This is a genomic window from Nostoc sp. DSM 114160, assembly GCF_053470305.1.
Genome location: NZ_JBPFGO010000001.1, coordinates 796,947 through 809,557, shown reverse-complemented (window position 1 = coordinate 809,557; position 12,611 = coordinate 796,947). Strand labels below are relative to the sequence as shown.

General features: G+C 37.9%; 9 protein-coding genes. 3 read left to right on the top strand and 6 right to left on the bottom strand.

The annotated features are described in order from the left end of the window. Window positions 1-17 precede the first annotated feature (17 nt). Window positions 18-428 (top strand): hypothetical protein, encoded by a 411-nt coding sequence (locus tag NSTCB13_RS03820; protein WP_448271387.1) that lies wholly within the window; start codon window positions 18-20, stop codon window positions 426-428. Here NSTCB13_RS03820 and cas5d read toward each other — a convergent pair whose 3' ends face one another. From cas5d to cas3, 6 genes are all read right to left on the bottom strand, one after another. Next, the gene (gene cas5d / locus NSTCB13_RS03815; RefSeq protein WP_448271386.1) at window positions 429-1,136 is read right to left on the bottom strand and encodes a type I-D CRISPR-associated protein Cas5/Csc1; all 708 of its coding nucleotides are present in this window, start codon (window positions 1,134-1,136) and stop codon (window positions 429-431) included. Next, entirely contained in the window at window positions 1,136-2,152 is a 1,017-nt protein-coding gene (cas7d, locus tag NSTCB13_RS03810) for a type I-D CRISPR-associated protein Cas7/Csc2 (protein WP_448271385.1), read from the bottom strand. The genes cas5d and cas7d overlap by 1 nt, the downstream gene beginning before the upstream one ends. Window positions 2,153-2,217: 65 nt before the next feature. Next, entirely contained in the window at window positions 2,218-5,685 is a 3,468-nt protein-coding gene (cas10d, locus tag NSTCB13_RS03805; RefSeq protein WP_448271384.1) for a type I-D CRISPR-associated protein Cas10d/Csc3, read from the bottom strand. A gap of 64 nt (window positions 5,686-5,749) precedes the next feature. Then, window positions 5,750-6,769, bottom strand: a complete 1,020-nt coding sequence (locus NSTCB13_RS03800; RefSeq protein WP_448271383.1) for a PDDEXK nuclease domain-containing protein — start codon at window positions 6,767-6,769, stop codon at window positions 5,750-5,752. 300 nt (window positions 6,770-7,069) lie between these two features. Continuing rightward, window positions 7,070-7,303, bottom strand: a complete 234-nt coding sequence (locus tag NSTCB13_RS03795; RefSeq protein ID WP_448271382.1) for a hypothetical protein — start codon at window positions 7,301-7,303, stop codon at window positions 7,070-7,072. A 420-nt stretch (window positions 7,304-7,723) separates the two neighbouring features. Further along, on the bottom strand, window positions 7,724-9,946 hold the full coding sequence (gene cas3, locus NSTCB13_RS03790) for a type I-D CRISPR-associated helicase Cas3' (RefSeq protein ID WP_448271381.1): 2,223 nt from the start codon (window positions 9,944-9,946) through the stop codon (window positions 7,724-7,726). A gap of 98 nt (window positions 9,947-10,044) precedes the next feature. Here cas3 and NSTCB13_RS03785 point away from each other — a divergent pair, with 98 nt between their 5' ends. After that, entirely contained in the window at window positions 10,045-10,908 is an 864-nt protein-coding gene (locus NSTCB13_RS03785; RefSeq protein WP_448271380.1) for a WYL domain-containing protein, read from the top strand. Window positions 10,909-11,145: 237 nt separating this feature from the next. Continuing rightward, complete coding sequence (locus NSTCB13_RS03780; RefSeq protein ID WP_445628405.1) at window positions 11,146-12,438, top strand: glycosyltransferase; 1,293 nt, start codon at window positions 11,146-11,148, stop codon at window positions 12,436-12,438. The last annotated feature ends 173 nt before the right edge of the window (window positions 12,439-12,611 follow it).

Below are 12,611 nucleotides of genomic sequence, written 5' to 3'. Positions count from 1 at the left end.
AATAAAGAGCTAGAGCGATGAGAATTGATGATTACAATGCAGCAAAGGCACTTACTGAAAAACTAAAAGAGAGCTTACCAATAAAAACACGGGCTGGAAAGGAGTTTTTGAAGACATTAAAGCAAAAAGGAGTAAACGCCGATCCAGATAGAGAATTTGAAATTGATTTCGTTGGCTATTCAGGAGATGAAGGTGGGATTATGTGCGGACTAAAAGAGCCAAATAATCCCGAAAGTAAAGAAAAATATGTTTCTTCTATTACTCACCTAAAAATTGACCCCGATCATCCTCTAGCTGCTGACGTACAGGCTTACCAACACCAGCGAATTCGTAAGTTGATGTTGCAAGACTCTAGAGGTTTTAAAGCAGAGTTAATGACAATAGAGCCTCGAAAAGCTAAAAAACATGGTAAAGGGTTTGGAAGTTAGTTAACTCCGAAAACGATATTCCATCCGAACTGGAATTTTTAAGCTTTGAATGCCATCAAATTGATAGTATTGACCTCGCATTTGGACATTCTGAATTAAGCTAACTGGAGACATATTTACCACATCATAGCTTATTACTTGATTAGTGAACATTACATCTAATGGATTTAATGGATGTGTACAAGTGAAGATACCTTCAGCCGTTTTAGGTTTTGGTAATGGTTCAACCGTTACTTCAGCCTTGCTCATCCATTTACCCAAGCGAATCCACTTTAGTAGTTTGAGTTCTTTTTGGGAGATGACAAAAAACTCAAATTTACTTTCTGCTGCTATTTCTTTCGCTCTGCCAAAACTGGGGATATTTTTCTGAGTTTTCTCCATTTCAACGTGGTAGTTGTTGTTAGCATACTTCCAGGTGTTGAGGATAGACGAATGATTGAGCGATCGCGCCGGAGTTACATAAATTCCCTGTTGATTCAGTGGCGTTAGATGCTCCTCATATTTTGGTACTTGTTTGGGACAAAAATAGCGATAAGAATGTTCTTCAGCAACGGTAGTAGAGTAGATTTGGCTATCAACTAATCCCAGTGCATAACAGAGAGCATAATTGTGAATTATTGGCTCTGTTTCATACAATCGCCCGATTTCACGAGTTGCGTAATATAGGCTGTCGTGCAACTCCAATTGACAGCGATAAATAAATACCATTACTCTTTCCCCGCTTTAGCAGTAGTTTTCTTCTTACTAATATGCTTCTTGGCATAATCTTTAGCTTCTGCATCAGCTTTTTGTAAAATTGCCTGAATACCTTTCTCACTTCCTGTTAAAGTTTTGACTTCATTAATTAGGGATACAAAAGCATCACCAATGAAATCTGTATGAACAATAAACTCATCAGCCATTAACGCCTCAATAGCATTTTTCGCAGCAGTGATTACTTCATCTTCATCTAGTGGATCGGGAGGATTTAGAGTATTATTAGATTTCATTTGGTCATATATTGCTTGAGTCCAACGCAGGTTACTAGTAATTTCTCCATCAGCAAATACAACACCAATTAACTCATTTCTTACGCGACCTGTGCGGGTTGTTTGCGCTCCATAATGACGAGTTCGGAGAATATTATTAAAAACATAAAGGAAGCTAGCCTCAGTGGGATCTTTCAACGTGACAATACTAGGGAAGAAAACTTGCGGTCTAATATGATCTTGTTGATTAATTCGACTGGTAACTTCACCAGGTTTAGAACCATTTTCACCCTTGGAAGCCATCGTGCCATTCTCATAAGGAGCATTGAGGGTAAATGTTTCGTGTGATTCATCAAAAGCTGTAATTGAAAATGCTGTGTCTACCACAACTTTTGATTTTTCTGAACCAGAGTCACCAATAGCAAATCCGTAAATGATGCAATCAGGATTATCCATTGCAAAATTCACGTTATATTCGCATTCTTCAGCCGTCATCAAGCCATAGTTACGTAGCAATTCTCGACCAATTAAACGCTCTGGTGTAGACTGCTTGCGCTTGAACATTGACAAACGGCTAATTGTGGTTTTGTCTTTAACTCCTGCTCTTACTCGTGCTTTATTCAGTTCTGCATCTGTCTGGAATAGTGGATAAGATTCGGTAATACGGATAGTTAAAAAATGAACATATTTCCCCATTGGTTTGTAAGGAATTTCAGTTTGAAAGAATTTAGGTTCAACAGTTTTTAAAAGTCCCATGATTGCTCTCCAAATAATTATTCATTACTTATTTACGTTTTCAACAAAATTGTCAGGGCAAATCCCTACTCATTGTCGTTATCTATTTCCACAGATTTATCATCTTTTACCGCATTTTCTTTATCATCTTCTAGACGATAAAGAAATTCGCAAGTATCTCGAATTAAGTTGAGTTGACGACCAGCTAAACGAGCGCGATCGCCTGCAAATGATTTATCAAATACCTCCTCTACAAAATACTTTGCAAAATCCAGAACAGCTTGCCGTTCTTGTTCCCGTTTGCTCATGATCCAGCGTCCTTCAGCAGTAGAAGAATGCACACGATCCATAAGTTTAAAAACTTCTGCTGCAACAGCGGCAACTAATGTTTCTCCCTGAAACACGCTTGACTCAGCTTTGAGTATAGTTTCAGCTGCAATATCAATCGGTTTTAACACAGCGTTAGACTTAGGGTTATAACGCTTATTAGCTCGGTAAAATATGCGGTATAAATCTGTTAATTTCTTTGGGTGATTGAGACTTGATGCTTCTCCCACAATTAATTGCTCCATATTAGTGTCATATTTCACATAAGGGTCAAAACAAGGATAAAAATGATAGGTATAGAGCCGGATTTTTTCAATTCGCGCTGTTTCCGATCCCTGATTACGTACCCAGCGATTGAGATAAGAAAAGACGTACAGTGGACTGGTTTCAAAATCTTTAGCCAGTTCTGTGAATCTCCCCCAATTGGCATCGTAACCAGACTTACCTTGTCTAGCATTCACATCTAAATGAATGGCGTAAGCGGCGGTAAGCACATTTAAAGGCGCTGGGTATTGAATGCCGTTTTCATTCCAACCTTCGAGAATGTAGTCAAGACGGAAGCGATCGCGCCTTACTAAAGCACGGAAAGCATGAGGCGCACTATCAAGGAAAACACTTTCCTCAAATTCAGCCCCATCATTAAAAGGTGGAATTGGTGACTCTGAAACCACAGTTTTAACATCTAAAATCATCGGGAAAGCAAACGCTAACCAAGTTGGCATTACCCAAGATTCTGTATCGGTGCTGTCTCTTCCTGGCGGAAGCGCCATGAAGTAAAATGTTAAAGGCTGGTCTTCAGGATAGGAAAGCTTAAAGGTGCGATCCTTGTCACGCTGGAGATTTTCATCAATTAAGAAACTATCTACACTTTGGTAGCGATCGCGCCCCAAATTCGCCTGTAAATCCTTACTGATAAAATGATTACGAACGCTCGTATCAAAGCGAGTTTGAGCAATACCATTGTATGCTTTCTGCAAAAACTTATTAGTCTCTGGAGTAAAGTAATAAGTAGGATAAAAGTAGAGATAACGATATTTACCATCTTCAAATCGTTTACCTACAGCTTGAGTTTGATTCATCAATATTTGCCTCAGCATCATCTCCATACCTGCAATACTAGAGATATTGCGTTTAGCGTTAGAACCTCCTAACATTTGCTTATTTGTATAAACTTGAGGCGTAAATAAAACTGCTGATTCCATTTGTTCAGTAACCGTGTAAGCAGAATGGGAAATTGAGCAGATTAATTGTTTTCCTCGCCCTGCTTTTTTTGCAGCATTGTAATTATCTAACTCATTTAGAAATGTTTCAACTTGAGTTTTAACAGATGGCTCTTGATTAGTGCCTGGTAACATCACAACTCGTTTTACCCAAAGCCTTAAATCATCCCAACCATCAGGTAATTTATATTGAGAAAGTATTGGAGAAATTAAGGTTGTCAAATAGTTAATGACTTGCTGACAAGGTTCGCGTACATCTTCAATTCCTGGATGATGTTCTAAATATTTAGCCGCCAGATAATACCATTCATAAGGTACTCCTCCCGTATTCCCCTTTAACTTGTTTTCTTTGAGACTTTCGTTAATGCGTTGAATTTCTCTAATTTGGGGTAAACATTCTGCTAAATTCCAAAATTCTGCAACTTTGTGAGTTAAATCAAAATCGGGAACTGCTGGCAGCTTTTTATCTTTTTTACGAGCAGAATCAACGCGATTAACTGTCTCTTCCCAAATTTTACGGCTAACTAAATCGCCAAATTCTGCTATTTGGTCAATACGAATATCGTCTTCAAATGTGAAATCATAATCAGCAGATAAAACATTTTGTTGCTGAAACTTCTTCAGATTTTCGCTGCGACTTTTGGCAACAGAATCTTTGTTAGGGTTTAAGATGCCTAATGTAGCATCTAAGGCTACTTTCATCAAGCCTATATCGTCAAAAAATAAGTTGTAATATTCGGCATATTTCATGCCTTTGCCATCTCTACCAAATCCTGTTTGTCTGAGGCGTAATTGCCCCGCACAAAGCGATTTAATACTGTTAACTACACGGTCTGGTAAATCTGACGGCGAGATAGCTGGAGCATTGCGCGAAGCCAAGTAAATCACGCCTGTTGGTAGATATAACAAAGGTTCATAGTAGATATCTGCATCAGTATTCAGACTAATATGAGCGTCCACTAAAGCATTATTCACCACATTAGTTAAAACACCACGGTTCTCAGCAATGCTGTGATAGGTAAACTTTAATTGCCCATCACTCAAGCTATGAATAATTTCTTTGAGTCTAGGATGTTCTGCATCTTGAGGATGCTTAATAACTGAGGAAAGTAAATCAGCTAAATAAGTTAAATCAGCAAGACATATCAGGATATAATCATCAATTATTGGCTGTAAACCATACTCAGAAACATTGAGATTTGTATCATTTCGACGCTGAGCATTGTAGGCAATAAATAACAAATCATCTCGATATTCTTGCCATGCTGTTGGTTCATCAGGGCTAACAAATTTATCAAGACCTAATTCACAGACTATAACATCTATAATTTCGCGGTGGGCATCTATAGATAACTTGCGAATGTCTTGTTCCTTATCTTGGCTAATTGCTTTATAATTATCTGGCATTTTAGGAAATAGCCGATAATCAAACTTTTCAAAATCATGTAAAATAAACCCAGCAATTAACAAACGCCTTTCTTGTTCTTGAATTACCCTTTTTGCAGTGGTATCAAGCTTATTTAGACAACGTTCTATTAAATTAGTTGGTAGTAAACCATTGAGTAAATGAGTATTTAAAGATTGATCACCTGCATTTCTTCGATCAAGTTTTTTCGGCTCTTTTATTTTGTGACTTTTTCCTAAATTATTTTTGTGAAAATTCTCTATTTCTTTTTCTCTCTTTTCATCGAAATAATCAAAAAATTTACCACCTTTGGCTGTAACTCCAACCGCTACCCGTAAAAGATTGGGTAAAACGTAATCACTAAAATCCTGCATAATTAAATCATCGTCATTTTCTGATTTAATTGCATCTTGCAGTAACTTGAGAGTTAAGAGTTCTGCTGATTGTGTTTCGACTTTTAGATTAGATGTTTCTTGAAAGTCAGAATCATCTCCAGACATCCAATCATCATCTGAGAGTTCGGAGGTTGAATCATTTTCTGTTTCTGCTTCTAAGAGTGATAGTTGTTGATATTCATCTGATTTTTTACTTTTTTTAGCCATCTTTTTTATTAAATGAAATTAAATAAAATTTGAGTTTTCCAGCATTATCGCTAATCGTCAACATTCATTCAAATCCTTCTAGCAATTTAGCAACTTGTTCTGGATCTGGAAGTTGATTTTTTAATTCTTGTGGTACTTTAGAAACTATTTGGTAAGTTGCAACACCAATTGGTTTATTAGATTCCTTTAGTGCATATTCAACAATAGTTCTCTGTTTGGATTTACAAAGAATAATGCCAATAGAAGGATTTTCTTCTGGTAGCTTTACCGTATTATCTAAAACAGCTAAATAAAACTGCATTTTGCCAACATATTCAGGTAAAAACTTACCAATTTTTAATTCTATTGCCACCAGACATTTTAAACGGCGATGATATAATAGGATATCTATAAAATATTCTTCATCATCAACTTCTAAACGATATTGGCTACCAATAAAGGCAAATATTCCACCCATTTCTTGTAAGAATGGTTGAACTTTTGCTAAAATTGAATCTTCTAGCTGTCGTTCGCTGTGTTCATCTGCTAATTCTAAAAAATCAAAAGTATATTCATCTTTAACTGCTAGCTTTAATTGGTTACGTATCTCTGCTGAAATACTTTGATCAAAATTAGTTTGATTAAGCAGAGTTTTTTCATAGGTTTGATTTTCAATTTGGTGGATTAAAACGTTTTTTGTCCAGCCAAACTTCCGAGTCATTCTAATGTAAAATTCTCGTTCTAAGTCATCTTTACATTTTTCTAAAATGACCAAATTGTGAGTCCATCCAATTTCTGCAACCATTGGTTGCAGTTTTTCGTTTTGGCTATATGTGACGTAAAAATTCCGCATATTCCAGATATTTCTGGCAGAAAAACCACTAATACCAGGAAACTCTGCTTGTAAGTCTTTTGCTAGCTGTTCTACTACTGATTTACCCCAACTAGCATCCTGTTGTTTGATAACAATCATCTGCCCAATATCCCAATACAGGTTAATCATTTCCCGATTAACTGCCTTTAATGCTTCGTACTGGGCTGAACGAATCCGTTGTTGTACTTCCATAAGTAGATGTGTATAATCGTCTGAAATGGAATTACTCATAATGGCAATATTTCAAATTGTTATATATACTAAACAACCTCGCATATCTTCTATTTTTAACTTAAAATATGCTTTTAATTAACCATCTTTTAATTATTTATAAAAAATGCTCTACAGACTATTCCACAGTAGTAGTGTTACTGTAGAGCTATGTGAAAAAGTACAAATTTTATCAATTTGTAATTTGAAATCTAACTGTGTTATTCCTAGTTAACAATATTCGAGTGGAGCATATTTACTCATTACTACGCTATTGTTATGTTGAGAATAATGTTAGATAATACAATTTTGGGTTAGTTCCTATCTTGATCCTTTGAGCATTAGTAAAACTAGATTAGTTGCCTCTTTGAAATCTGATGGAACTGAATTTTTATCAAGAGCAGTCTTTAAATCCTTTACTTTTTCTTCAAACTGTTCAAGGATGATTCTGACTTCCTCACTGACATTTTCTTTGTGTTCAAAATATGGCTTCCAGTTGTATGGAATTAACAAGAGGATTTGCCCTGATGTTTCAGAGTAGCTAAAATCTTTCATTGTGGATTTTTCCTTATTGTTAAGAACAACAGGGAAAGCTACAGATACTATAAAGTCACAATTTAAAGTGGAGGGAAGTTAATCCCAGTCAGATACATCAAGCCCTAAAAGCCAGTCCAGCGATGAAATCAAGGAGGGCGGGGCGTACAGTTCTGTGTTCCTACTCGCGCTCGTTTCTCATATAACTGTAGAATTTTCCTGTTATTAATTAATATATGCGATTTTTTAATACGAACACAATCATTGACCATTTTATTTTTTATCCTTATTTGAAGTATAATGTGCATAGCTGGTCAATGTGCTTCATAGCACTTGTAGAGGTTATCAAACCCCTATTAGGGATTGAAACAATGCTTTGTGTTCGTAATGGCGCTCGTTCCTCTATCTCCAGCAAGCCCAAACTAATCCCTATTAGGGATCTCAACACGGCGTTATCCATATCTCATCCCCTTTACTCTTAAACCAATGTGTCAAGGTATCTAGCAATAGTGCAGACTGCCCGAAGGCAATGCAGTATGGTGGTGTATTATCTAAAACACTATATTGGTCACTAATTGGGTAAATCTGAAAGTGCATTGGCAATCTTCCTTGCTGACGTACTCTCTCTAAGGGAAAAGGCAGCAGATAACTAACTAATGCCTGTTTCTTCAATTGCTTGTTAATTTCACTAATCCAATAGTTTGCAGGTTGCCAAACCTGAATACCCAACAACACCTGTACATCCCAAGTATCAGCAAAGGGTTTCAAGTCCCCAGGATAAGTAAATTTCCAATCTAGTCTTTCTTCTCGATAGCGAAGTAATTTCATAAATCCTAAACAGTTTTTAAATCTGCCTTTGGGAATAGTTGTATCTGTGCGTTCTGCAGTCGCTTGTCGTAGTCGTTCAAATTCTGTCCCCTTCATCGGTTCAATTTCCAAGTTGCTGAGAATTCCTGGTAAATCGTAGGTTTTGAACTTATCAGCCTCATTTTGCTCTTTATCATCGTAAATTCCACACAGTAAAGGACTCTTACCCCGAAAACTCACAGCCTCCTCTAAAATAGGATTTCCCTTATCAGTTTTTGCAAGTGTGTACCATTCCCGTTCCCATTTTTTGCTACGAACAAACACATCTTTAAGGTTCACTGGTTTCTTGTCAGTTCTAAAAACTAACTCACAATCTTTCTTTAGTGCTTCCTGACTACCTGCTGCATATTGCTGTTTAATATTAGGATGTCCCAATTGTCGAACCAGTCGCATAGATTGAACAACACCCCATTTAAAGTAATAGCCTGTGAAATCATTAATTTTGCGGTATTTATCCCTAATTTGATCGTGAAAAAATGGACGTTCGTAAACTTCGCCTGACTTCAATAGTGGTGCTTCATCTTTCTCATCTTTTTCAAAAAGCCTTTTCACCAAAAATTCAGGGACAAGTGCATAAGCAGTGAAGTTAGTAAAATCAATCTGCTGTCCGTCACGTTCATAACCATCATGTCGTCCCAGTCTGCCTAAACGCTGGATAAAATTACCCGAATCTGCTGATTCAAAAAACAAGAAATTGATTTTGAAATCAACACCCACATCAATAGTGCTAGTTCCTAAAACTAAATCAGCATCTAGGGATTCTTCTTTAGTTTTTTTCCCAGATAAACCAGTATTTTCTTCAACTGTGAAATTATACGGCTGGAGAAAATGTGTAAAAAAATCCTTTAATCGTTTCACAGCAGCAATAGAATTAAGAATAATTGCGCCTTTGCTACCTGGATGCTTTTGTAAATGATTGAGAATCAACTCTGCATTATCTTTCAACCAAGTTTCAGATGCTTTAGAAGTTGGTGGTAAAGGGACAAATTGTAAAAATATTTCCCCCGTGACTTTGCGCCAACCTTGGGTTTCTAGCTGCTGACACTCAGCAATTGTATCGGGAAATTGATACTTGGGGTCTTCTTCTTCTATTGGGTTGACGGGGTGACAGCGAAAACCTACTAATTTAAGTCTCTCAATTAATTGCGGATTTGGTGTAGCAGAAAGAAATAAAAACTTTTTACGCCTGTTGGTGTGACGAATTAATAGCATTGTGTTGATTACACTGGCGATTTGTGGCGCTTTAAACACATGAAGTTCATCAAAAAGAATGACATTAAAACGCTTATCTATTCTATTCCAGAGTTTATCTGGATTATCTTTATAAAGTAAATATGCCCCATAATGTAGATAGTGAAAAATATCAGGATTGGTCAGCAAAATTTCAGATTGACCAGCGCGAGTTTCTAAAGCTACTCCTTTTTTTAAGTTTTCTTCTTCAGCATAAATTTCTAATTCTTGTCCACTTAACCGATTAACACGCGGTTCATGTTCAGGCTTAAATTTATCAATGTATCCTTTAATTTGCTTTTCTTGATCTCTAGCGAGTTCGTTTGTGGGATATAGCCCTAAAACTGGAGAGTGTCTTTGCAAAATATCCAGGTATCCGGCGAGACTTTTACCATCGCCAGTCATCGCAGTGTTGAACACGACATCAATATTTGGATCGCGCAAGGCCTTCAAAGTTTCTGCCTGATGCCAAGAAAGCGACCAATCTTGAGGTAATTTCACCCCGTCAGGTGTTGGGACGGTTTGGGAGTAAACAGGTTTGAGAGTAATGCTGTAATTTTCGGACATACACTTAAATAGTGTCCGTAACTGGTTGTTAAAAACTATATTGGCACGCAAAATAGAGATTGACAAGATTTATAAGTATAAAAGTGTCCGTATAAAAGATGAGTCGAAAAGGTCAATCTATTACACTGTCGATATCAGAACGTGATAAAGCGGAGCTAGAAGCGATCGCCTTAGAATTCGGTATGATGTGGGGCGATCGCCCAAATATCTCTAAACTAATAGAAGCGATCGCTCAACGTCAGTTACTCATCGGTAACAATAACGATTGGAAAGAACCACGCATCAGGGCATTACATAGATGTATCAATGCGTTGACAGATATCGGGCAAATTGAACAAGCGCAAATCATTGCACACTTACTTCTCGAACGCAGCGAATTATCATTACCGTTGCGAAGCGAAATCGAACGTTTCTTAGAGAATTTGCCCCCAGCTTGGCGATTACAAATAGATAACTACATCTTGCGAAACCAACCATTTCAGCTTTCTTATCAAGATGCAGCCGGACGCTTATTAAACTTCACTGTACGTTACGCCAAAGTTACACCCCACGAAAAGCGGGTATATCTTGATTGCTGGTGCGAAGAAACAGAAGGAAACTTTGATGTACCAGAACTGGTTCACAACTGGAGTTTACGATTAGACAGGATTACTGAAGCTGCTGTTATGCCAATTTCTGGTGAATGGCGAAGTTTGGCTGAGATAGAAGTGGAAATGCATCTATTTGCTGGCTTGGCTTTTGCCTATCAAGCTAAACCAGAAGACAATATTAATGAGTGGATACCAGATAAAGCGCGAGTCCGACGAGTTGTCAGGCGAGTATCTAGTACATTTTGGTTTATGCGCGAAGTCATGCAGTATGCGCCAGATTGTGTAGTGATATTACCTGAGAATGTGCGCGATCGCCTCAAACAAAAACTCCTCACTCTATGCCAGTTATACGATATCGAAACCAAAAGTTAAGTCTTGTGGGATAGGCATCTTACCTGCCTGGTTGTTGAGTTTCGACTACGCGGCAGTTGAGCGTAGTCGAAACACTGCCTCCAGCCTTTCTTTGTAAAAATTCTTTCTGTTGAATAACCCATTGGGGCGGATTCTAGCAGTTGTAGCAGGAGTGAGGGGTTTCCTTTTGGGAGCAGTGACGATGCTATTATTACGTCGCAGGACTAAGCCACGAACCGAAAGGATGTAGCAAATAAAGTGGGAATAAGTACCTATCAACTCAGTAAAAATACTAGCTTTCATCGTCGTCTCAAAGCAACCCTAGTAGTTTTATTAGTCTGGGGTGGCGTGAGTTTGCTGCACTGGCTACCAGAAACACAATGGTTGATGCTGGGATTAACGGCAATCCTGACTGTGCAAACGTTACGGATGCTGTTAGCCAAACCAGCGGCGGCGGTGATGGAGAGTGAAATTTATTTACCGCCAGTCTCGATTTTAGTTCCGGCTAAAAATGAAAGTCCAGTCTTGGCTAATCTAGTTTACAGCTTATGCCAACTGAATTATCCCAGCGATTCTCTAGATATCTGGGTTGTTGATGACGGTAGTACCGATGAAACGCCCCAGGTTTTGAAAGAATTACAAACTCAATTTCCAGCTTTACAAGTTCATCGACGGGAATCAAAAGGTGGTAAATCAGGCGCATTGAATGCGGTGTTTCCCTTTACTCAAGGGGAGATTATCCTAATCTGTGATGCGGATGCTCAGTTAAGAGCCAATTTTCTCCAGCAAACAGTACCTCTGTTTCATCAGCAAGCGATCGGTGCAGTGCAAGTACGAAAAGCAATTTCTAATGCTAATACCAATTTCTTAACTTGTTGTCAGCAGATGGAAATGAATTGTGATAGCTTTCTACAAACCCATCGCATTGCTATTGGTGGTATGTCTGAACTGCGCGGTAATGGGATGTTAGTTCGTCGGGAATTGTTAGAAAAGTGTCAAGGTTGGAATGAGAACACTGTCACCGATGATTTGGATCTCTGTTTCAAACTCTATTTAGCAGGTACGGAAATTGAGTTTGTTACAGTTGCATCAATTCAGGAAGAAGGTGTAACCACTTGGGAAAAACTTTGGAATCAACGCTGTCGTTGGGCTGAAGGTGGCTATCAGCGTTATCTAGATTATTTTCCGCAAATTCTTACTTTAGGTTGGGCAAAAGAAATTGATTTAATATTATTTTTTATATTGCAATTTCTTCTACCAATTGGATTAATACCCGACTTACTTTGGACAATTTTTTATAGCCATCATCCAGTTCTGTTTCCCTTGCAAACACTACTCAGCATCATTCTGACAATTGCCTTTACTGCTGGACTTTACCAATTTCAAAATTTACGAGGATGGTCTTTGGTTTGGGCAACAATTCAAGGGTCATTATACATGGTGCATTGGATTCCTGTGATGATTGTAGCCACTTCAAAGATGTGTGTGCAGCATGAGCGATCGCGCTGGGTAAAAACTGAACATAGAGGAGGATTTAATGGAGAGGCTTGAACCCAAGTTGTGAGCGCTCAGTCGAACGATTTTCATTTTAATCCAAAATCCAATACGGTTCAGTTAAGGGTTGTTGGTGTAGATAATTGGTCTTTTAAGACGCGATAAATCGCGTCTCTACATCTGGATTTTGGGCTTATCTGAACTGTATTGATCCAAAATCTAAAATCTAA